We start from the raw sequence: 22605 nt of genomic DNA, 5'->3' as shown, positions 1-22605 counted from the left end.
TTGTGCCAGATTCAGCACCACCCGTCCAACAAATTTCTGCCAAACCGCCGCAATGGCCTACAAACCACGGCTGCTGGTTGACAAGCTGCCCCGAAACCCCGGCTTGATGCAGTACAGCTGCGCAGGCCGGTGCGCCGCCCCAGTCTGCAGCGCCCCCGGCACGGGCTCCAGCATGGCCAGCTCGTCCATCTTGCGGCGAAAGCTCACCTTGTTGACGGGCTCGCCCAGCACCGCCTCGTACACGGCCTGCAGCTGCGGCAGCGTGAACGGCTCGGCACACAGGTGCACGGGCATGGACGAATACTGGCTTTTGCTGCGCACGCGGGCCACGGCAGCATCGACCATGGCACGGTGGTCAAACGGCAGCGCGGGCAGCCCGGCCACTGGCACCAATGTGAACGGCGTGCCCGCCAGCACCTCGGGCGGCACCAGGGCGCAATACGCCACGGCCAGCGACCAGCCCCGAGGGTCGCGCACCGGGCCGGAGAAGGTGGCCAGTTGCTCCAGGTACGGGCTCTGCAGCCCCGCCTTGTCGCGCAGCACCCGGGCCGCGCTGGCCTGGGCATCGGCATCCTCTTGCGCATGGATGTAGCCCCCCGGCAGCGCCAGGGCCCCGGCAAACGGCGCGCGCTCGCGGCGCAACAGGGCCACTTGCAACGCGCCTTGCTGCAGGGTCAGCAGCACCACATCGACGGTACAGATCACAGCGGGCATGGTGGGTTCGGTCATGCTCCGAGTTTGTCACAAACATGAACAAACCAAGACCGGCCTCAGGCACGGAACCTTCTAGGGCGAGTTCCTCGCACTTTCCATGAAACAAGTCTTTTCAACTTACTTAGTTTATTTTTTGTACTAACAAGATTACACTGCACCCACACACCAAGGAGAAGCCCATGGCCCGCAACATCCAGCTGCTGGTGATCGACCCGCAAAACGACTTTTGCGACCTGCCTGCCGCATGGCAGCCCGTGGATGCCCTCACCGGCCAGCGCACCGCGCCCGCCCTGCCCGTGCCGGGCGCCCATGCAGATATGCAGCGCCTGGCGCAGTTCATCCGCCAGCAAGGCAGCCACTTTGACGACATCACCGTCACGCTCGACTCGCACCAGCGTTTTGACATCGCCCACCCCGGCTTCTGGCAGACCGGTGCGGGGGCCGATGTGGCGCCCTTTACCCCCATCACCGCCGCCCAGGTGCGTGCGGCTGAGTTCACACCGCGCAACCCCGCCGCCCTGCCCCGCACCTTGCAGTACCTGGACGCATTAGAAGCCCAAGGCCGCTACACCCTGATGGTGTGGCCCGTGCACTGCGAGGTGGGCAGCTGGGGCCACGGCGTGCATGCCGACGTGCTGGCCGCCTGCGGCGCATGGCAACTGCAGCGCCAGCGTGCGGTGCGCAACGTGTTCAAGGGCACCAACCCCTGGACCGAGCACTACAGCGCCATCGAGGCCGAGGTGCCCGATGCTGCGGACGAACGCACCGCCCTCAACACCGCCCTGCTACGCCAGTTGGGCCAAGCCGATGTGCTGCTGATTGCGGGCGAGGCCAGCAGCCACTGTGTGCGATCGACCACCGAACACATCGTGCAGCACCTGCCCCGCCTGCAGCCACTCTGGCAAGCCAGCCGCATCGTGCTGCTGACCGATGGCATGAGCCCCGTGGGCGGGTTCGAGTCGCAGCACCAGGCGTTTCTGGAGGGCATGCGCGCTGCGGGCGCACAGCTCGCCACCATGGATAAAATCAGCCTCTAGCGCTTATCCATAAAGCGCAAGCAGCTATTAATAAGTGAGCATCACCATGCAACCCGTCATCACCAGCCTGCTCGACACCGACCTCTACAAGTTCACCATGTGGCAGGCGCTGCTGCACCGCCACCCGCAAACGCAAAGCGAGTACCGCTTTGTGTGCCGCAACACGCCCGCCTACCCGCTGGCCGAGCTGCTGCCCGAGGTGAACGCCGCGCTGGACCACCTGTGCACCCTGCGCTTCACGCCCGATGAACTGGCCTACGTGGCCGGGCTGCGCTACATCCAAAGCGACTTTGTGGACTTTCTGCGCATCTTCCAGTTCCAGCGCAGTTTCATCAGCGCCTGGGCCGAAGGCGAGCAACTGCACATCGTGGCGCAGGGGCCGCAGGTGCATGTGATGGGGTTTGAGATTTTTGTGCTGGCCATCGTCAACGAGCTGTACTTCCGCCGCTTCGACGCCACTGCAGCCCTCGCCAGCGGCCGCGAGCGCCTGGCCGCCAAGGTGCAGCAGCTGCAGGCCCTGGCGCAAAAAGCCACGCTGCGCCACCCGTTCGAGCTGTTCGACTTTGGCCTGCGCCGCCGCTACAGCGGGGCCTGGCAGCGCGAGGTGGTGCAGACCTTTGCGCGGGAAGCGCCGCAGTGGTTCAAGGGCACCAGCAACGTGCTGCTGGCGCGCGATCTGGGCCTGGTGCCCATCGGCACCATGGCGCACGAATACCTGCAAACCTACCAGGCCCTGGGCGTGCGGCTGCGCGACTTTCAAAAGGCCGCGCTCGAAGACTGGGTGCAGGAGTACCGGGGCGACCTCGGCATTGCGCTGACCGACACCGTGGGCATGGACGCCTTTTTGGCCGACTTTGACCTGTACTTCGCCAAGCTGTTTGATGGCCTGCGCCACGACTCGGGCGACCCGGTGGCCTGGGGCGAGAAGGCCCTCGCGCACTACGCCCGCCTGCGCATCGACGCCCACACCAAGCGGCTGGTGTTCTCCGACGGGCTCGACCTGGAACGCGCCCTCATGCTGTACCGCCACTTTGGCGACCGCACGCAGCTCGGGTTTGGCATTGGCACGAACCTCACCAACGACATGGGTGCAGACCACAAGCCCCTGAACATCGTGATGAAACTCGTGCGCGCCAACGGGCAACCCGTGGCCAAGCTGTCGGACACGCCTGGCAAGACGCTGTGCGACGATGAAACCTACCTGGCCTATCTGCGTCAGGTCTTCCATGTGAAGGATTGACCATGCTCCGCATCACCCTCGCCCAACTCAACGTCACCGTGGGTGACATCGAAAGCAACGTGGCCCGCATGGTGGCCGCCGCGCAGCAAGCGGCCCGCGAGCAGGCCGACCTCGTCGTGTTCAGCGAGCTGTCGCTGTGCGGCTACTACCCCGGCGACCTGCTGGAGGAAAGCGCCTTCCAGCAACGCATCGCGGCTGGCCTGGCCGCGCTGCAGCAGGCCTCTGCCGCCCTGCCGCAATTGCACTGGGTGGTGGGCGCCCCCACACCCGCGCAAGGCCCCGGCAAAAAGCTGCACAACAGCCTGCTGGTGCTGCAAGGCGGCGCCGTGCGCCTGCAATACGCCAAGCAGCTGCTGCCCACCTACAACATCTTTGACGAGCGCCGCCACTTCGAGCCAGGCCCCGACGTGGCCAAGGTGCTGCGCATCGGTAGCGCCCAGGTAGGCCTGCTGATCTGCGAAGACGGCTGGAACGACCACGGCGCCGACTACGCCACCAACCCCTTCGAGCGCCTGCGCGACGCGGCCCCCGACCTGGTGGTGAGCATCAACGCCAGCCCCAGCCACATCGGCAAACGCGAACAGCGCCACCAGATCTTTGGCGACGCGGCACGCCGCCATGGCCTGCCCATCCTGTACGTGAACCAGGTCGGCGGACACGACCAGCTGGTGTACGACGGCGCTTCATTTGCCGCCGAGCCCGATGCGGGCGTGGTGTTTGAGGCCGCGCGCTTTGTAGAGGATGTACGCACCCTGCAGTTTGACAACGGCCACTTCCGCACCGCCGATGGCGCAACCCCCGCAAGCGTGCCCGCCGAGGGCCTGCCCACCATGGACTTCTACCGCCAGCAGATCGTGCTGGGCCTGCGCGACTACGCCCGGCGCTGCGGCTTCCAGCAAGTGGTGGTGGGCAGCTCGGGCGGCATCGACAGCGCGCTCACCCTGGCGCTGGCCGCAGAGGCGCTGGGTGCCGACAACGTGGTGGGTATCACCATGCCCTCGCGCTACTCCAGCAGCGGCTCGGTCGATGATTCAGCCGCGCTGTGCCAGAACCTGGGCGTGCGGCTCTTCACCCACCCGATTGCCGACTTGGTAGCAGGCTACGCGCAGCAGTTCGAGGCCAGCTTTGGCCAGCCGTTGGCGGGCCTTCCGCTGGAGAATTTGCAGGCACGCATTCGCGGCACGGTGCTGATGGAATACTCCAACGCCTTCGGCCACCTGCTGCTCACCACGGGCAACAAGAGCGAAATCTCGGTGGGCTACTGCACGCTGTACGGCGACACCAACGGCGGCCTGGGCCTGATTGGCGACCTCTACAAGACCGAAGTGTTTGCCCTCTCGCGCCACGTCAACGAACACGCCGGGCGCGCGCTGATACCGCAGGCCATCATCGACAAAGAACCCTCTGCCGAACTGGCCCCCGGCCAGCGCGATGTGGACAGCCTGCCGCCCTACCCGGTGCTGGACGAAGTGCTCAAGCTGCTCATCGAAGGCGACCGCCTTTCTGCTGCGGAGCACGCGGCGGCTCAAAACTTCGTGGCCCAGCTGCAAACCGACGACGCGGGCCGCGCCCTGGTGCAGCGCGTGCGCCAGATGGTGGCGCGCAACGAGTACAAGCGCCGCCAGGCCCCGCCCATCGTGCGCGTGCGCGCCCGGGCCTTTGGCAGCGGGCGGCAGATGCCGATTGCTGCCAGGTATGTTTGACGGAGTCCTCCACCATGCACGCCATAGCCCGCCGCGTAAAATCACTACAAAAACAATAGCTGCTTGCGCTGATCTATCAAGCGCAAGAGCGCTATTTCTCTCAAAAGCACTGGAGACCCATGCACGACACCGCCCTCCTCATCGGCCGCTTTGAACCCGTGCACAGCGGCCACCTGGCTCTGCTGCAAGAGGCCCTGCGGCAGGCGCCCCAGGTCATCGTGGTGGTGGGATCGGCCTGGCAGGCCCGCTCGCCCAAGAACCCCTTCACCTGGCAAGAACGCCAGGCCATGCTGCTGCAAGCCTTGCCCGAAGCCGACCGCGCCCGCGTGCAAGTGCTGCCGGTGCGCGACTACTACAACGAAGCCGTGTGGGTGCAGGCCGTGCGCGCCGGCGTGGCCGAGCGCACGCAGCCTGGTGCACGCATCGCGCTGGTGGGCCACTTCAAGGACGCGACCAGCAGCTACCTGCGCGCCTTCCCCGGCTGGTCCCTCATCGACCTGCCGCGCCAGGGCAGCATGGACGCCACCGCCGTCCGCGACGCCTACTTTGGCGCCACCGCAGACACCGTGGGCGAAGCACTGGCGCCACTGGCGGCAGACATCCCGGCCAGCACACGGGCGCAGTTGCAGGCCCTGGCCCAGACCCCGCACTACATGGCGCTGCAGCAAGAGTGGCGCATGCTGCGCGGCTACCGCGAAGCCTGGGCCAAGGCCCCCTACCCGCCCGTGTTCGTCACCGTGGACGCCGTGCTGCGTTGCCAAAACCATGTGCTGCTGATCCGCCGTGCCCACGCCCCCGGCAAGGGCCAGCTTGCGGTGCCCGGCGGCTTCATCGAGCAGCGCGAAACCGTGTGGCAGTCGTGCCTGCGCGAGCTGGTGGAAGAAACCCACTGCCACCTGCCCGAGGCCACCATGCAGGCCGCCTTGCAATCGGTGGCCGTGTTCGACCACCCCGACCGCAGCCAGCGCGGGCGCACGCTGACGCACGCGCATTACTTTGACCTGGGGGATGCGCCGTTTCCGGTGGTGCAGGCCGACGACGATGCGGCGCTGGTGCAGTGGACACGCCTCGACCAGTTGGCAGGCCTGGAGGAGGAATTCTTTGAAGACCACTTCCACATGCTGGACCACTTTTTGGGACTGACAGGCTCATTGATGTCCAGCGAACAGCTCAGCAGTACGAAACGGGCTTAGCGGCTAAAGCGGACGCGGCCCCAAACCAGAGCCCCCATGCAAGGGCCGCCCCGCCGCACCGGGGGCGTCCCCCTACGCATTGCGCAGCAATGCCAGAGAGGGGGAAGGCGCGAAGCGACTCAGGGGGTGCTCACTCAACCCACGCGGAACTTGCCCACCGTTTGCGACAGGGCCACGGCCTGGTGGCTGAGCGACTGCGCGGCGGCCAGGGCTTCTTCGACCAAGGCTGCGTTTTGCTGCGTGCCCTGGTCCATCTGCGTGATGGCCTGGTTGACCTGGGCAATGCCCGCGCTTTGCTCGCTGCTGGCGGCGCTGATCTGGCCCACCATCGCCGTCACACTCTGCACACCCGTCACCACCTCGCTCATGGTGCTGCCCGCGCGTTCGACCAGCTCGGCGCCCACGCCCACCTTGGCGACGGAGTCGTCAATCAAGGCCTTGATCTCCTTGGCGGCTGCGGCGCTGCGCTGGGCCAGCCCGCGCACTTCGCTGGCCACCACGGCAAAGCCACGGCCTTGCTCGCCTGCACGGGCGGCTTCCACCGCCGCATTCAGCGCCAGGATGTTGGTCTGGAACGCAATGCCGTCGATCACGCTGATGATGTCCACGATCTTGCGCGAGGACTGGTTGATGGAACTCATGGTGCCGACCACTTCGTGCACCACCTCACCCCCGCGCACCGCCATCTCAGAGGCGGCGCGCGCCAGCTCGTCGGCGCGGCGCGCATTGGCGGCGTTTTGCTGCACGGTGGAGGTCAGTTGCTCCATGGAGGCGGCCGTCTCTTGCAGCGCGCTGGCCTGCGACTCGGTGCGGGCCGACAGGTCGCCGTTGCCTGCCGCGATCTCGGACGATGCCGTGGTGATGGAGTCGGTGCTGTCGCGCACCTGGCGCACCAGGTGGGCCAGGTTGTCGCGCATGGCGCGAATGGCGTGCAGGATGCTGGTGGTGTCGCCCGGCAGGGTCTTCACATCCACCGCCAGGTTGCCTTCGGCGATCTGCGTGACCACATCGGCGGCGTACTGCGGCTCGCCACCCAATTGGTGCACCAGGGTGCGCAGCATTTGCCAGGCCATCAGGGCGATCACCAGCATCAGCACCGCGCCAATCGACAGCAGGATGGCGGTGTTGCGCCAGAAGGCGTTTTCAATGTCGTCCACATAGTCGCCAAAGCCGATGATCCAGTCCCAGGGCTCGAACTTGATGATGGCGTAGAGCTTGTCCACCGGCTCCTTGGCGCCAGGGCGGGTGCCCGGCGCCGTGACGGTGCCGATGGTGACGCCTTGCAGTGCCGCGCGGTAGCGCACACCGGCTTCCTTACCGCCCTTTTCATCGACGATGCCGATGCGCTTGGGGTTGGGGTGCACGTAGTTCACATCGTTGCTGAAACCGCGCACAAAGAAGTATTTGTCCTTGTCCACAAAGCTGCCGATGGTGCGGGTGGCTTCTTTGATCGCATCCTCGCGCGAGAGGGCACCGCTCTTTTCCTTGTCGTGCGCCTTTTGCGCGGCTGCATGGGCCAGCACCACCAGGTTGGACAGCTGCGCAGTGCGCTCTTTCATCATCGACTGGTACAGCGTGGTGAGCGCCACGGCCGACAACACGACCAGGCCCAGCAGGGTGGCGGCGCACAGCCACAGGATTCGGGTTTTCAGCTTCATGCTTGCGTGATCTCAAAAGAGGTGAAAAAGTAACCAGACGATACACCGAGATGTCACAGCAACGTGGTAACCCAATGCATTTGAGCCTTGGCTTTGTGGCGTAAATACAGCGCCTAACAACCGAAGTGGGTGAGCGCCTACGCGTCCCCAAGGGCGCGGTTTTTCAGCAATGCGGTGAACTGCCCTACCGGCAAAGGCCGGGCATACAGGTAGCCCTGGTACTGCGCGATGCCCTGCGCCACCACCCAGTCCAGCTGCTCCTGCGTCTCCACCCCTTCGGCCACGGCCGTGAGCTTCATCAACTGGCACAGCGACACGATCAGCTCGGCCAGCGAACGGTTGGCGTCCGAGCCCTGGATGAAGGTCTTGTCGATCTTGAGGGTGTGGATGGGAAAGCGCTGCAGGTAGGCAAGGTTGGAGTAGCCCGTGCCAAAGTCATCGAGCGCAATCGACAGCCCCAGCGCTGCAATGGACTGCAGCACCGCCAGCTGCCGGGGGTCGTGCCCCAGCAGCATGGACTCGGTGATCTCCACCTCCAGGCGCGCGGGGTCGGCCCCCGCTTGCTGCAGTGCCCGGGTCAGGTCGGCCAGCAGCTCGGGGTGCATGAACTGGCGGGCCGACAGGTTGACCGACACCACCATGTCAAACCCCTGCGCCGCCCACGCCACCTGCTGCTGCGCAGCGCGGGCAAACACCCACAGCCCCAGTTGCCGGATGAGCCCGGTGGTTTCGCACAGAGGGATGAACTGATCGGGCGACACCAGCCCCAGACGCGGATGGTTCCAGCGCACCAGCGCCTCCACCCCCATGATGGCGTTGCTGCCCGCCGCCACGCGCGGCTGGTAGTACACCTCGAACTCCTGGCGCGCCAGGGCGTGGCGCAGCTCGGCCTCCAGCTCGGTGCGGCTGCGCACGGTTTGCGCCATGTGCTCGTCATAGAACGCCATGGTGTCGCGCCCCTGGTCCTTGGCGGCGTACATGGCCAGGTCGGCGTTGCGCAGCAGGATCTCGATGGTGTCGCCATCGCGCGGGTACAGCGCCACGCCCACGCTGGGGGTCACGCGGGCGTCCACATCGCCAATGCGCACCGGGGTGGCCACAGCGGCCGAGATGCGATCGTGCAGCGCCGCCAGGTCTTTGCGGATGTCGGCCGACATCACCAGCACCAAAAACTCATCGCCACCCCAGCGCGCCACCATGTCGGTGCTGCGCTTGGCGTGGCGCAGGCGCTGGGCCATGGTCACCAGCAACTGGTCGCCGGCCGCGTGCCCCAGGGTGTCGTTCACGTCCTTGAAGTGGTCCAGGTCGATGAAGAGCAGCGCCACCTCCTGCCCCTGCGCCTGGGCCTCGGACACCGCCCAGGCAAAGCGCTGCATGAAGTGCGTGCGGTTGGGCAGCCCGGTGAGGGCATCGTGCAGGGCCTGGAAGTTGGCCCGCTCTTCGGTGCGCTTGATGGCGCTGATGTCCGCCTCGCTCACCAGCACGGCATGTTGCCCCGTCACCGCGTCGCGGCACTGGCGGGCCGATAGCTCGTGCCAGCGCTGCCCTGTGGGCGTGGGCACCGACAAGGTCAAGGTGCCCACGCCTTGGCTGGTCAGGCTGGCGGCCAGCGCGGCATAGGCAGCCGCGTCGCCCACGCGGTCTTCCAGGCGTTCGTCGGGCTGGAACACGGCGGCGCGCGCCGCCGGGTTGCGGTACAGCGCATGGCCGTCTTGCCCGTACAGCGTGATCATCACCGCGGTGTGCAGCAGTGCCTCGACCGAGCGCAGGGATTCGGGCGCCACGCTGCCCACGGGCTCGGCCTCGCACAACATGCACATGCGCCCATCGGGCAGCCGGTGGCCGCTGAAACGGACATTGAGCGACACCGGCACCCCGTCCGGGTACACCGTCCACTGCTCGTTAAAGCGCGCATCCGAGGCGGCAAAGTCGCTCTGGTACTGGGCCAGCCGCTGGGCCACAGAGCCCGACATGTCGCGCCCCATGTCCCGCGCGCACAGCGCCTGCAGCGATTCGGCCTGCCACACCGACAGCGCCGCCGTGTTGGCCCAATGCACCCGCTTGTGGTCGATGTCGAACACCCACACGGGGCGCGACAGCCACTCCAGCGCAGCGTAGCGCTGGGCCCGTTCAGCCAGCGCCAAGGCGTCTGGCGCGCTCAGGGGGATGGCCAAAGCCGCAGGGGGATTTCTGGGAAGGACGGGGGAAACCACGGTGCCCAGCCTCACGCCCGCCAGCCCAAGGGCCGGACACAGACAAGGGCATCCCACCAAGTGGGCAAAGGAGCGGGGACAAGCATGGGGAGGCAGCGCAGTCGGTACGCAAAAAGGGCGAGGAGAACACCTGAGGCCAAAGGCCTGCTCTGAGAACCTGTTCCAAAAGCCGTTACAGGCTTTTACATACTCTCATAACCCGCGCATTTTTCCACGCACTTTTTGACCCAAGGCAGAGGGGGACTGCTTACGCAGGCCCAGCGCCCCCGGGCGGCGCAGCGCAAACGCCCACTCTCTTCTCCCACCCCATAGGCCTTGCAGGCTTGTGCAGAAATTTCAATAAAAACAGGCTCTAGCGCTTTATTTAAAAGCGCCAGAAGCTATGTTTTTAATAGCAAATCAGGCCAAAGCACGCTCCAGCATGGCGTGCAGCAGCACGTTGCACCCGGCCGTGATGTGTGCGGGCTGGGCGTCTTCGATCTCGTTGTGGCTGATGCCGTCCTTGCAGGGGATGAAGATCATCCCCGCCGGAGCCAGCTTGGCCATGTACACCGCGTCGTGCCCCGCGCCGGACACCGCAGGCATGTGGCTGTAGCCCAGCTTGGCGGCGGCGCGACCCACGGCCTGCACGCATTCGGCGTGGAACTGCTGGGCCGGGTAGCTGGAGACGAGGTCGATCTGCACCTGCACACCATGCTCTTTGGCCACCTGGTCGGCAAAGGCCTTGACCTCGGCCACCATGGCATCGACCAGCGCATCGGTGCTGTTGCGCAGGTCGATGCTGAACTTGACCCGGCCCGGAATCACGTTGCGGCTGTTGGGGAACACCTGCACCATGCCCACGGTGCCGCGCCCGTGCGGCGGGTGGCGGTGGGCAGCGGCCACCACGTCTTGCATGATGCGCGTGGCGGCCAGCATTGCGTCCTTGCGCAGCGCCATGGGTGTAGGGCCTGCGTGGGCCTCCATGCCCGTCACCGTGCAGTCAAACCAGCGGATGCCGAGCACGCCTTCGACCACGCCGATGGTCTTGTCGTGGTCTTCCAGCACGGGTCCTTGTTCGATGTGGGTTTCAAAGTAGGCGCCGATGGGGTGGTCGCCCGGCTCCTGCTCGCCGATGTAGCCAATGCGTTCGAGCTCGCCCTTCACCGTTTTACCCTCGGTGTCGGTCGCGGCGTAGGCATGCTCCAGCGTGAAGGCCTTGGCGAACACGCCCGAGCCCATCATCACGGGCACAAAGCGGCTGCCTTCTTCGTTGGTCCAGAACGCCACCTCGATCGGCGCTTCGGTTTCGATGCCATGGTCATTGAGCGTGCGCACCACCTCGATGCCCGCCAGCACGCCGTAGTTGCCGTCGAACTTGCCGCCCGTGGGCTGGGTGTCGATGTGGCTGCCGGTCATGATGGGCGGCAGGCTGTTGTTGCGCCCGGGGCGGCGCATGAAGGCGTTGCCGATCTTGTCGATGGTGACGCTCATGCCCGCTTCGCGGGCCCAGCCCAGCACCAGGTCACGGCCCTGCTTGTCCAGGTCGGTCAGCGTCAGGCGGCACACACCGCCTTTGGGCGTGCCGCCAATTTGGGCCAGCTCCATGAGAGAGGACCACAGGCGGTCGCCGTTGATGCGCAGGTTTTCGATGTTGGGTTTGACTTGGGTGTCCATGGTGTTCTCCGGGGGATGTCTGGGATGTTGAATGCTTCCACCACCGTTCGGGCTGAGCCCGTCGAAGCCGGGGCACGAAGGCCGCCTTCGACAAGCTCAGGCAGAACGGTCTGGGGGAGTTGCGAAACTGTGGAAATCCCCATCTCCGTTCGCCTGCGGTTCGCGCCGTCAGCCGCGCGCCACCGCCGTGGGTGCCAGGTCCTGCGCACGTTTTTGCACGGCCTGGAAGTTGGCGCCAAATGCGGGGCGCTTGATGTAGCGGCCCTTGCCTTGCTCGGCGCGCAGGTCGCCGTTGGCGTACACCACGCGGCCCTGGCTCACGGTGTGGCTGGGGATGCCGCGCACGGTACGGCCTTCAAAGATGTTGAAGTCGCCCTTGCTGAACTGGGTCTTGGCGGAGAAGGTCTTGGTGCCTTGCGGGTCCCACAGCACCAGGTCGGCATCGGCGCCTTCGCCGACGTAGCCCTTGCGCGGATAGATGTTGAACAGCTTGGCCGCGTTGGCCGAGGTAATGGCCACAAACTCGCTGGGCGTGAGGCGCCCGGTGTTCACGCCGCCATCCCACAGCGCGGCCATGCGCTCTTCCACGCCGCCCGTGCCGTTGGGGATCTTGGCAAAGTTCTCTTTGCCCATGGCCTTCTGCGCGGCGCAGAAGGTGCAGTGGTCTGTCGCCGTGGTGTGCAGCTGGCCCGACTGCAGGCCGCGCCACAGCGCCTCCTGGTGGCCCTTGGGGCGGAAGGGCGGGCTCATCACATACGCGGCCGCCTTGGCAAAGTCGGGGTCGCGGTACACGCTGTCGTCCACCAGCAGGTGGCCTGCCAGCACCTCGCCGTACACGCGCTGGCCGCGCGCCCGGGCGCGGGCAATCGCATCGGCCGATTCCATGCAGCTCACGTGCACCACGTAGATGGGCACACCCAGCACGTCGGCAATCGCGATGGCGCGGTTGGCGGCCTCGGCCTCGACCATGGGCGGGCGCGACAGTGGGTGGCCCTCGGGGCCGGTGATGCCCATCTTGGCGACCTCCTGCTGCAGCAGGTACACCAACTCGCCATTTTCGGCGTGCACCGTGGGCATGGCGCCGAGCTCCAGCGCGCGCTTGAAGCTGTTCACCAGGGTTTCGTCGTCGCACATGATGGCGTTCTTGTAGGCCATGAAATGCTTGAAGCTGTTCACGCCTTCCTGCTGCACCAGCGTGCCCATGTCGGCGCGCACCTGCTCGCTCCACCAGGTGATGGCGACGTGGAAGGAATAGTCGGCCGCCGACTTTTCGGCCCAGCCGCGCCACTTGCGGTAGGCGTCCAGGATGGGTTCCTGTGGGTCGGGGATCACGAAGTCGATGATGCTCGTGGTGCCGCCCGCCAGGGCTGCCGCCGTGCCGGTGAAGAAATCGTCCATGGTGACCGTGCCCATGAACGGGAGCTGCATGTGGGTGTGCGGGTCGATGCCGCCGGGCAGCACGTACTGGCCGCTGGCGTCTAGCGTCTGCGCGCCCGCAGGGGCCTGCGCTGCGGCGCCCTCCCCCACGGCCACGATGCGGCCATCCACGCACAACACATCGGCGCGCTGTTCACGGTCGGCGTTGACCACGGTGCCACCGCGGATCACAAGGGCTTGGCTCATGGGGGTCTCCTTCAGGGATACGGATCAATTCAAAAAAGGGACCCTGCGCTGGCACCAGGCCCAGGCAGGGTCCAGGGCGTCACTTCTTCTTGGCGGTCACGTAGTAGTAGGTGCCGGCCACCGCCAGGCTAAAGAACCAGCCCGCATCGAACAGCGACAACCAAATGGCGGGCATGCCTGCCTTGTCCACCACGCCCGATACCGCCAAGTAACCCGGCAGGCAGGGCAGCACGCCCAGCGCAAAGGCGATCAGGGCTTGCAGGTTCCAGCCGTTGCTGTACTCGTATTCGCCGCCACGGCGGTACAGGTCGTCCACCTTCAGTTCGCTCTTGCGCACCAGGTAGTAGTCCACCAGCAAAATGCCCGCAATCGCGCCCAGCAGCGTGCCGTAGCCGCCCAGCCAGGTGAAGAGGTAGCCGCCCGAGGTGGCCAGGATCTTCCAGGGCATGAACACGAGGCCAATCAGCGCAGCAATCACGCCGCCCATCCGAAAGCTGATCTTGGAAGGCGCACACTGGCTGAAGTCATACGAAGGCGACACCAGATTGGCCGCCACGTTGGTCGTCAGGTTGGCCAGCAGGATCACCAGCAGTCCCAGGCCTGCAGCCACACTGCCCATCTGGGTGAGCAGGCCATCAGGGAACAGTTGCGCCTTGCCATACAGGATGGCCGAGGCCGAAAAGCCGATGACGCCCACCATGGAAAACAGCGCCATGGGAAGCGGCAGACCAATGGCCTGGCCCACGACCTGGTCCTTTTGCGACTTGGCGAAGCGCGTGAAGTCCGGGATGTTGAGCGCCAGCGTTGCCCAGAAGCCCACCAGCCCCGTGAGCGCCGCCCAGGTCTTGGGCCCACCTTCCACCACCTTGGCAGGCAGGTTGAAGAGCTGGCCCGATGGCACCTTCATCATCAGCACCACAACGAACAGCACCGAAGCGCCGATCATCAGCGGCGCGGCGATGACCTCCAGAAGGCGGATGGATTCCGGCCCCTTCCAGATGAAGTAGATGTGCACGGCCCAGAACGCGAGGAAGCACATGAACTGCGAGGTGCTGATGGTCTCGCCATCTGCCGGGCCTGCGAGCCCCATGCCCAGGATGTTCAAGAAGCCATGCAACGCCAGCGCGCCAAAGTAGCAGTTGATGGAGAACCAGCCACACGCCACCAGGCCACGCAACACGGCGGGCAGGTTGGCGCCTTTGACGCCAAACGATGCACGCGCCAGCACCGGGAAGGGAACGCCGTACTTGGGCCCCACGCGCCCGATGAGCACCATGGGCACCAGCACGATGCAGTTGGCCAGGAACACCAGCCACACGGCCATCTGCCACGTGAAACCCTGGTCCAGCATGGAGCTGGCCATGGTGTAGGTGGGTACACACACGACCATGCCCACCCAGAGTGCGGCAAAGTCTTTCCAGCCCCAGTGGCGCTGCGCGGGGGTGGTGGGTAGCAAATCTTCGTTGGCCAGCGGATTGCCCGCCGCACCGGGCGCATGCCCTGCCACGGGGGCCGCGATGCCTGAACTGTTTGTCATGCCGAAACTCCTGTCAAAGACCTCAGAGGGTTTGCACAAAACCCGCGCTGCACACCGGCAGCCCACGGGAGAAAAACGAAGCCGATACCGCAGTGCCGCACGCAAGAACTACACCAGAGCACCCTGCGCCAGCAACGCGACGGGCGTGGTGCACAACCCGGCAGCCAGGCTGCGCCGCTGCATGCGCGCAGGCCGCGCTTACGCCGCCACGCGCATCGGATTGTTCGGGTGCGTGGTCCAGTTGGCGTATTCGCCCGTCACTTTCTTGCCCGTTCGCACATCAACTTCGCCCGGCTCCAGCGCGCGCATGGTGATGCACTCGGGCACGGGGCAGATCGACACACACAGGTTACAGCCCACGCACTCGGCCTCGTTGATCTCGAACTTGCGCACGCCGCCGTCTTTGGTGAAGGTGATGGCCTGGTGCGAAGTGTCTTCGCACACCACATGGCAGCGGCCGCACTGGATGCAGGCATCCTGGTTGATGACCGCTTTTTCGATGTGGTTGAGGTTGAGGTTCTTCCAGTCCTTGACCGTGGGCACGGCCTGTCCCTTGAAGTCGTCGAGCGTGGCGTAGCCGTGGTCGTCCATGAAGTTGGACAGGCCGTCGCACATGTCTTGCACGATCTTGAAGCCGTAGACCATGGCGGCCGTGCACACCTGCACCGTGCCGCAGCCCAGCGCGATGTATTCGGCCGCGTCGCGCCAGGTGGTGATGCCGCCGATGCCGCTGATGGGCAGGCCAGCCGTCTGCGCGTCGCGCGCGATCTCGGCCACCATGTTCAGCGCGATGGGCTTGACGGCCGGGCCGCAGTAGCCGCCATGCGATCCCCAGCCGTCCGTGCTCGGGCTCATCACCATGCGTTCCAGGTCCACGCCCATGATGGAGTTGATGGTGTTGATGAGCGACACCGCATCCGCTCCGCCCGCCTTGGCGGCGCGTGCGGGCTGGCGCACGTCGGTGATGTTGGGCGTGAGCTTCACGATCACGGGCAGCTTGCTGTAGTGCTTGCACCAGGCCGTAACCATCTGGATGTATTCAGGCACCTGGCCGACGGCCGCGCCCATGCCGCGCTCGCTCATGCCGTGGGGGCAGCCGAAGTTGAGTTCAATGCCATCGGCGCCCGTATCTTCCACGAGGGGCAGGATGGCCTTCCAGCTCTGCTCCTCGCAAGGCACCATGAGCGAGACGATCATGGCGCGGTCCGGCCAGTTGCGTTTGACGCGTTTGATCTCTTCGAGGTTGGTCTGCAGCGGCCGGTCGGTGATCAGCTCGATGTTGTTCAGGCCGATCACGCGGCGGTCTTGCGACATGAGTGTGGAGTAGCGCGGGCCGTTGACGTTGACCACGGCCGGGTCTTCGCCCAGCGTCTTCCACACCACGCCGCCCCAGCCCGCTTCAAAGGCGCGGGTGACGTTGATCTCTTTGTCGGTGGGCGGTGCGGAGGCCAGCCAGAAGGGGTTGGGGCTTTGGATGCCCAGGAAATTGCTGCGAATGTCTGCCATGGGGTGCTCCCGTGTGTTGTGCTGTGTGGGGGATGCCGCTGCGCGTCAGGCAGCCTGGGCAACGGGGGCCGTCAGTGCGGTATGGATGGACCCTGCGGCCACCTTGCCGTGCTCCACAGCCTCTACCGTGAGGTCGCGCCCACCAGCGCGGCAGTCACCACCCGCCCACACGCGTGGCAGGCTGGTCTGGCCCTCAGCGTCCGTGGCAATGCGGCCCGCCTCCAAGGCTATGGTCTTGCCCGCAGACCCGGCTACATAGGTCTGCCCAATGGCCTTGAGCACCATGTCGGCTTCGAGCGTGAAGGTCTCGCCGGTTTCCACCAGCTTGCCGCCGCTCAGGGCCGTGGCAGCAAAGCGAACGCCCTTCACCGCACCGCCTTCGCTCAGCACTTCTTTCGGTGCCGCCCAGTGGCGGATGGTCACCCCATTGGTCTGCGCCCACTGCTGCTCTACCGCCGATGCGGACATGGCGTCAGCGCCCCGGCGGTAGACGATGGTCACATCTTCGGCGCCCAGCTTGCGCGACTGCACGGCGGCGTCCACCGCCGTCATGCCGCCACCAATCACCACCACGCGGCGGCCCACAGGCAGGGTGGAGAGGTCAGTGCTCTGGCGCAGCTCTGCGATGAAGTCCACCGCATTGCGCAAGCTGGTCACCAGAGGCTCTGACACGCCCAACGCATTCACACCCTGCAGGCCCAACCCCAAAAACACGGCGTCGTAGGCGCCCAGCAGGCTGTCGAGCGTGATGTCGCGGCCCAGCTGCTGGCCGGTGCGCACCTCGATGCCGCCGATGGACAGCAGCCACTCCACTTCCTTCTGCGCAAAATTGTTCGTCGTCTTGTAGCTGGCCAGGCCATATTCATTGAGGCCGCCCAGCTTGGGGCGCGCCTCGAACAGCACCACATCATGGCCGCGCACGGCCAGGCCATGCGCGCAGGCCAGGCCTGCAGGCCCGGCGCCCACCACGGCCACACGCTTGCCGGTGGCGGCCGCGCGCTGGAACAGGGGCGCGCTAGGCTGGGCAAAGAAGGCATCGGTGGCGTAGCGCTGCAGCGAGCCTATTTCTACCGGCTTGTCCTCGTTGGTGTTGCGCACGCAGGCCTGCTCGCAGAGCACCTCGGTGGGGCACACCCGCGCGCACATGCCGCCCAGCGGGTTCGCCTCCAGGATGGCGCGAGCGGCACCCCGGTTGTTGTCCTGCGCGATGCGGTGGATGAACGACGGGATATCAATGCCCGTAGGGCACGCCGTGGCACAAGGCGCATCGTGGCAGTAGTAGCAACGCTCGGCCTCGATCAGGGCCTGGGGCTTGGTCAGCGGCGGGTGTGCGTCGCTGAAGTTGGCGGCATAGTCGGCTAGGTTCAGGCGTGCGGCATGAATGCCGCAGGCACGGCTTGCGGGTGTGTCCATCAGAAAGCCTCCGGAAGATGGAGAGTGGGTGAGGGGTGGGGGGCGGGCAAAGCTGCCGCACGGCGCCGTCGCGGCACCACAGCCTGGAGCCCAGGCGTGCCAGCGCTTGCAATTTCCGGAGGTTTCATCGTGGTCCTCGGTAGGGCGGCCGATGCCCGGCGTTTGAATCGCTCGGTGCTCGGCCAGTGGTTCAATTTACTCAATGGTAAAAATTTACCAATTGGTAAAATCCCTAGAGCAAAGCCTGTGCCAGCTTCTGGCGACCGCGCTTGTTCCACAATGGTGCGATGACAGCCGCACGCCCACTCCATACATCTCCAACCCCATCCCCGGCCCGCCAACGCAGCGCCGCAGCCCGGCCTCCTGCCAACCCGTCTACCACAGAGCCCACCGCACGAGCCCCCAAGCCATCACGCTTACTGAAAGAGCGCGGCATCCTCCAGGAAGCCCAGAGCCATTTCGCCCAGTTTGGGTTTGAAGGCGCATCCCTTGAGAACATTGCCGCGGCAGCGGGCTTGAGCCGACACAACCTGCTGTACTACTTTCCCAGCAAGGAGGCGCTGTACCAACGCGTGCTGGACGACGTGCTGAACCAATGGCTGGCAGGCATGGACGACCTGTCGCACAGCAACGAGCCAGAGGCCGCCCTGCGCAAATACATCCAGGCCAAACTGCGCTACTCCCGCGAGTACCCCGATGGCGCCAAGGTGTTCACCAAAGAGGTGATTGCCGGTGCACCACGTTACGGCAAAGCCATCGCCGAGCGCGTTGGGCCTCGCCTCAAAGCCGAAGTGCGCACCTTCGAGCGCTGGGCCAAGGAAGGTCGCATCGCCAAGGTCAACTTCACCCACTTGATGTTCATCATCTGGTCGGTCACCCAGGCCTACGCCGACCAGGAGGCTCAGTTTGCACTGCTGCTGGGCAAGCCTGCGCTGACGGAGAAGGACTATGAGAAGGCGGAAGCGTTGATCTGCCAATTGGTCTTGTCAGGATTAGGCCTCCAGACCCGACCCAGCACATGAGCGCGGCCTCCTGCTCAGGCGCGCACGCCTGAGCAGCGGTGACTTGGGAACTGTTAACCAAAGCCCCGCATGGCTTAGACTCGCTCCGACCCGTTTGCCTGCCTGTGACTGCCTGTATCGCACAGTCGGCAAACCCTGGCATTCCTCCTCAAAAATTCTTATGGCTACATCGCGCAAAGCAACCTATCTATTTGCCATTGCCCTTGTTTTGGCAGTGCTGGGCATTTACCTGCCTGGCATTCGCAATGATTTGCTGTTTGATGACCTGCGATTGAACGATGGCACCATCTTTGGCGAATACGGCAGCCTGCTCCAATTCAAACAGCGGATGCTGTCTTATGGAAGCTTCGTTTGGCTACAAAGTTTGTTCGGCGAAGGGTGGTGGAAACAGCGATTTCTGAATATCGCGTTGCACCTGGGCACGGTCGCTTGCATTTATGCGCTACTGAAAGCGCTGTTGACCCAAGCCAAATTTCCCCAAGAGTTTGAGGATCAAACGCACTTTGAGGCCTCCCGCACCGCCGCATTGCAGGTGGGAGTCGCACTGTTCGCACTGAACCCGGTCGCCGTCTACGCGGTGGGGTACTTGGTTCAGCGCTCTATCGTTATGGCGACATTGTTTGCGGTGCTGGCCTGCTGGCTCTTCGTTCGCGGCCTGCAAACGGGGCGCGCTGGCTGGTACGCAGGGGCTTTGGGTAGCTATGTGCTGGCCGTGCTGTCCAAAGAGTATGCCGTCATGACAGCCGCCATGGCCGTCCCGCTGTACATCTACATCCGCCGCCCCGGCTGGAAAGCTATTGGTGTTGTCGCTGGCGGCGCGTTACTGGTGTTGGCACTCGCCGCCGCCGCGTTTTTTGGCATTTATGGGGCAGTGCTGGGCAAGGTGTTTGACCCACGCTCTGCAGCCTTGGTGCAACAGCTGGAGGCCATGCGCCCCGGGGTTACGGCCCAGATTTACCCTTTGAGCCTGCTGAACGAAGCGGCGCTGTTTTTTGCATATGGCCTGCTGTGGTTTGTCCCCAACGTGCAGTGGATGTCGGTCGATCTGCGTCCGGCGTTTCCGCTGGGGTTTGCTTCGTGGGGGCATTTGGCTGGTGCTTTGGGATACGTCTGCTTGCTTGGGATAGCGATTTGGATGGTGGTACGCCGCAAAGATGCCCTGGGTTTGGCCGGTCTGATCCTGCTGTTCCCGCTGCTTTGGTTTGCAACCGAATTTGCCACGGTCTGGGTGCAAGACCCGTTTGTGCTGTACCGCAGCTATTTGTGGGCTGTGGCCGTGCCTGGCCTTGTTGCCATTGTTCTGACCGGCTTTAAGCCCAAGACGATTTACACCGTGGGTGTCTTGATTGCATTGATCTTTGGCGGATTGGCATTGGAGCGCAACCTCTCCCTCAGGGATGAAGGCACTGCCTGGGCTGACGCAGCCGAGAAGATCGACACCAAAGCTCCGGCCAATGCCGTTGGACGCAGCCGCCCATTCTTGAACCTGGGCGCCTATCACCTTGAAAAAGGATCCCTCGCATTGGCAGAGCGTGCCTTTCTGACGGCCGATGCTCTGGGGGACTTGGGCGGGAATGCTCGCTTCAATATTGGGGTCACGCTGCAACAGCAAAAGAAGCATGCAGAAGCGCTACAGGCGTTTGCTGCTGCGCAGGCCAAGGGCTTCAGCGGGCAATCGCTGCACTACCACCGGGGCGAGTCGGCCTTCGCTCTGGGCCAATTCCCATTGGCGTTCGAGAGCTTTGGCACAGCCCTGAAAGACGCGCCCCAAGGAAACAACACCGATAAGAAAATGCAAGTATTGCTGCTGCAACGGCATGCTGATGCAGGCATTGCCGCCCAGCAATATGACGCAGCCATCAGCGACTTTGAAACCCTGCTGCAAATGAGCCCCAAACACCCCCGGCTCTTGCTGGGTATGGGCATGGCAATGGTTGGCAAGGGCGATACGCAAAAGGCGATCCCCCTGTTTGACGATTTAATCGCATCTGCACCCAGTGCCCCTGCTTACTACGGAAGAGGCGTTGCGTTGTACCGTGCGGGCAAACTGAATGATGGCCTGAAAGATATCGATGAGGCGATCAAGCTGGAGCCACGCAATGCGCAGTATCGGCAAGTGCGCGAGCAACTGGCCGCATCCACCAAACCATCCAACAAGTCCAAGCCCTGACGCAGACAAGCAGCTCGACCATGACGTTGCGAATCCTCCATGTCGGCAAGTTCTTTCCACCATACATGGGCGGGATGGAAGTCTTTTTGGCAGACCTGATTCAAGAGCAGCGACGCCAGGGCATCGACGCTCATGCCATGGTGCATGGAACCTCCTTGCCTGATGACCCCCCTTGGGTGCACAGGGTTCCAGTGCAGTTCAATTTGGTGTACGCGCCCATGGCCGTTGGCTTTCGGCGCGCGCTCGGACAAGCCATCGACCGCATCAAGCCGGATGTGCTGCACTTGCACATGCCCAACAACTCGGCGCTCTGGGCACTAACGCTCCCTAGTGCACGTAAAGTGCCTTGGGTGGTGCACTGGCATTCGGACGTGGTGGTGTCGAATATCAAGTGGTCTGTGGCTTTGGCCTACATGCTGTACCGGCCTTTTGAGCAAGCTCTTCTGGAACGTGCACAACAGATCTTCGCAACATCACCGCCCTACTTGCAGGCCAGCGCAGCACTGCGACCTTGGCTCGATAAATGTGACGTGGTGCCGCTGGGTATCAATCTGCAAGACAGTGCCCCTGGAGCGGAGGCCAGAGCACAAGCAACATCACTTTGGCGGGCAGAGACCCAATTCAGACTCCTATCGATCGGCCGGCTCACCTACTACAAGGGCTTTGAAATCCTGATTAAAGCGGTCTCCACACTGCCCGGTGTGGAACTGCTGATTGTCGGAAGTGGCGAGCTTCACGACTCTCTTGAAGAGCTGGTGCGCAGCACAACCCCTGCTGGTACTGCGCCCGCCACCCGGCTCTTAGGTGCTGTGGATGATGCCCAAAAGCATGCTCTGCTGGCCCAGTGCGACCTTTTTTGCCTGGCATCGCGAGAGCGCACGGAGGCGTTTGGGGTGGTGCTGCTGGAGGCCATGCAGCACTCACGCCCCTGTCTCGTGACGGATTTGCCAGGCTCTGGAATGCCTTGGGTGGTGTCCCACGCCCATTGCGGGCTGCATGTGCCTTTTGAAGATGTGGAAGCCTGGCGCAGCACCATAGCCCGCCTGCAACATGATCCCGACTTGCGTCAACGTTTGGGCAAAGCAGGCAATAAAGCACTGCAAGAGCACTTTGGGATTGGCCCTTGCGAGCGCGCCACTGCCCGCCATTACAGAAGCATGGCACCGGGCAGAAATACAGAGTCCTCCACACGCGGCTTGATGGTGGTGATTGCCACCCATAACAATGCCGCAGACATCGCCCCTCTGCTTCAACGCGTGCGCGCCTTGGTCAACGCTCCAGTGCTTGTGGTTGATAACCGCAGCACTGACGCAACCTGCCACTTGGCTGAGCAGCACGGGGCACGGGTGCTGCGCCCTCTTCTGAAAATGACGACCTGGGGCAGCTTGCAGACCGGCATCCGTCATGCGCTTGTGCAAGGCTACTCTTGCGCCATCACCATCGACGCAGAGGGCCGCTATGAAGTAGAGGAACTACCGGCGCTACTTGCTGCGGGCAATGAAGCTGACATGGCAGTAGCCTATTTCGCAAGCAGCAACAGCCTGCCGCGCCGTGCAGCCTGGCAGTGGTTTCGGTGGTTGACAGGCTTGGGATTGCGTGATTTTGTGTCGGGATTTCGGCTGTATAACCGCGCAGCCATGCAAGTGGCGGCATCTGCCGAGGCCACGCTGCTGGACTACCAGGACATCGGAACGTTGTTGCTGATGAGACGCGAAGGTAAGCGAATTGCCGAGGTGCCGCTTGCAATGCACACCTCCAAGATAGATCGCTCCAAAATTTTCAGATCCTGGGCCTATGCAGTGCGATACATGGTTGTATCAACACTTGTTGGCATTGCGCATGGGAGGCGTGCAAACAAGACCAGAAAAATTTCGCAAACCGCATAGCGTTTGTCAATTGGCCTCGATAGCGCCCCCAAGT

Annotated in this window: 15 protein-coding genes; 7 read left to right on the top strand and 8 right to left on the bottom strand. The window is 64.1% G+C overall.

Annotation, left to right across the window (positions count from 1 at the left end; genetic code table 11):
* Positions 1-57 precede the first annotated feature (57 nt).
* Positions 58-729 (bottom strand): NUDIX hydrolase, encoded by a 672-nt coding sequence (locus tag CLU88_RS19395; protein ID WP_099657999.1) that lies wholly within the window; start codon positions 727-729, stop codon positions 58-60.
* Positions 730-893: 164 nt separating this feature from the next.
* Here CLU88_RS19395 and CLU88_RS19390 point away from each other — a divergent pair, with 164 nt between their 5' ends.
* From CLU88_RS19390 to CLU88_RS19375, 4 genes are all read left to right on the top strand, one after another.
* Positions 894-1751, top strand: a complete 858-nt coding sequence (locus CLU88_RS19390) for a cysteine hydrolase (protein ID WP_099657998.1) — start codon at positions 894-896, stop codon at positions 1749-1751.
* Positions 1752-1797: 46 nt separating this feature from the next.
* Complete coding sequence (gene pncB, locus CLU88_RS19385; RefSeq protein ID WP_099659019.1) at positions 1798-2991, top strand: nicotinate phosphoribosyltransferase; 1194 nt, start codon at positions 1798-1800, stop codon at positions 2989-2991.
* Between the two features lie 2 nt (positions 2992-2993).
* Positions 2994-4694: an NAD+ synthase gene (locus CLU88_RS19380; protein ID WP_099657997.1), complete on the top strand. Its 1701-nt coding sequence runs from the start codon at positions 2994-2996 to the stop codon at positions 4692-4694.
* Between the two features lie 119 nt (positions 4695-4813).
* A complete protein-coding gene (locus CLU88_RS19375; RefSeq protein WP_099657996.1) occupies positions 4814-5887 on the top strand; it encodes a bifunctional nicotinamide-nucleotide adenylyltransferase/Nudix hydroxylase in 1074 nt (357 codons plus the stop codon).
* A gap of 134 nt (positions 5888-6021) precedes the next feature.
* On the opposite strand, the gene CLU88_RS19370 is transcribed toward CLU88_RS19375, so the two are convergent.
* The 7 genes from CLU88_RS19370 to CLU88_RS19340 form a co-directional block, all read right to left on the bottom strand.
* On the bottom strand, positions 6022-7545 hold the full coding sequence (locus CLU88_RS19370) for a methyl-accepting chemotaxis protein (RefSeq protein ID WP_099657995.1): 1524 nt from the start codon (positions 7543-7545) through the stop codon (positions 6022-6024).
* A 137-nt stretch (positions 7546-7682) separates the two neighbouring features.
* Positions 7683-9719 carry a bifunctional diguanylate cyclase/phosphodiesterase gene (locus tag CLU88_RS19365; RefSeq protein ID WP_099657994.1) on the bottom strand — a complete coding sequence of 679 codons (2037 nt, stop codon included), beginning with the start codon at positions 9717-9719 and terminating at the stop codon, positions 7683-7685.
* Positions 9720-10157: 438 nt separating this feature from the next.
* A complete protein-coding gene (locus CLU88_RS19360; RefSeq protein WP_099657993.1) occupies positions 10158-11414 on the bottom strand; it encodes a Zn-dependent hydrolase in 1257 nt (418 codons plus the stop codon).
* Between the two features lie 168 nt (positions 11415-11582).
* Positions 11583-13037 (bottom strand): dihydropyrimidinase, encoded by a 1455-nt coding sequence (gene hydA / locus CLU88_RS19355; protein ID WP_099657992.1) that lies wholly within the window; start codon positions 13035-13037, stop codon positions 11583-11585.
* Between the two features lie 79 nt (positions 13038-13116).
* Entirely contained in the window at positions 13117-14574 is a 1458-nt protein-coding gene (locus tag CLU88_RS19350) for an NCS1 family nucleobase:cation symporter-1 (RefSeq protein WP_099657991.1), read from the bottom strand.
* Positions 14575-14772: 198 nt separating this feature from the next.
* Positions 14773-16080, bottom strand: coding sequence for an NAD-dependent dihydropyrimidine dehydrogenase subunit PreA (gene preA, locus CLU88_RS19345; RefSeq protein WP_099657990.1), 1308 nt, complete (start codon positions 16078-16080; stop codon positions 14773-14775).
* Between the two features lie 45 nt (positions 16081-16125).
* Complete coding sequence (locus tag CLU88_RS19340) at positions 16126-17493, bottom strand: NAD(P)-dependent oxidoreductase (RefSeq protein WP_099657989.1); 1368 nt, start codon at positions 17491-17493, stop codon at positions 16126-16128.
* Positions 17494-17780: 287 nt separating this feature from the next.
* Here CLU88_RS19340 and CLU88_RS19335 point away from each other — a divergent pair, with 287 nt between their 5' ends.
* The 3 genes from CLU88_RS19335 to CLU88_RS19325 all read left to right on the top strand — a co-directional run bounded on the left by CLU88_RS19335 (position 17781) and on the right by CLU88_RS19325 (position 22571).
* The gene (locus CLU88_RS19335; RefSeq protein ID WP_099657988.1) at positions 17781-18515 is read left to right on the top strand and encodes a TetR/AcrR family transcriptional regulator; all 735 of its coding nucleotides are present in this window, start codon (positions 17781-17783) and stop codon (positions 18513-18515) included.
* Positions 18516-18675: 160 nt separating this feature from the next.
* Entirely contained in the window at positions 18676-20685 is a 2010-nt protein-coding gene (locus CLU88_RS19330; protein ID WP_099657987.1) for a tetratricopeptide repeat protein, read from the top strand.
* A 20-nt stretch (positions 20686-20705) separates the two neighbouring features.
* Positions 20706-22571, top strand: coding sequence for a glycosyltransferase (locus CLU88_RS19325; RefSeq protein ID WP_099657986.1), 1866 nt, complete (start codon positions 20706-20708; stop codon positions 22569-22571).
* The last annotated feature ends 34 nt before the right edge of the window (positions 22572-22605 follow it).

Origin of the sequence: Acidovorax sp. 56, assembly GCF_002749705.1 — a bacterium.
Lineage (GTDB): Bacteria > Pseudomonadota > Gammaproteobacteria > Burkholderiales > Burkholderiaceae_C > Acidovorax.
The sequence above is the reverse complement of the archived record's forward strand: the minus strand, read 5'-3'. Positions and strand labels throughout refer to the sequence as shown.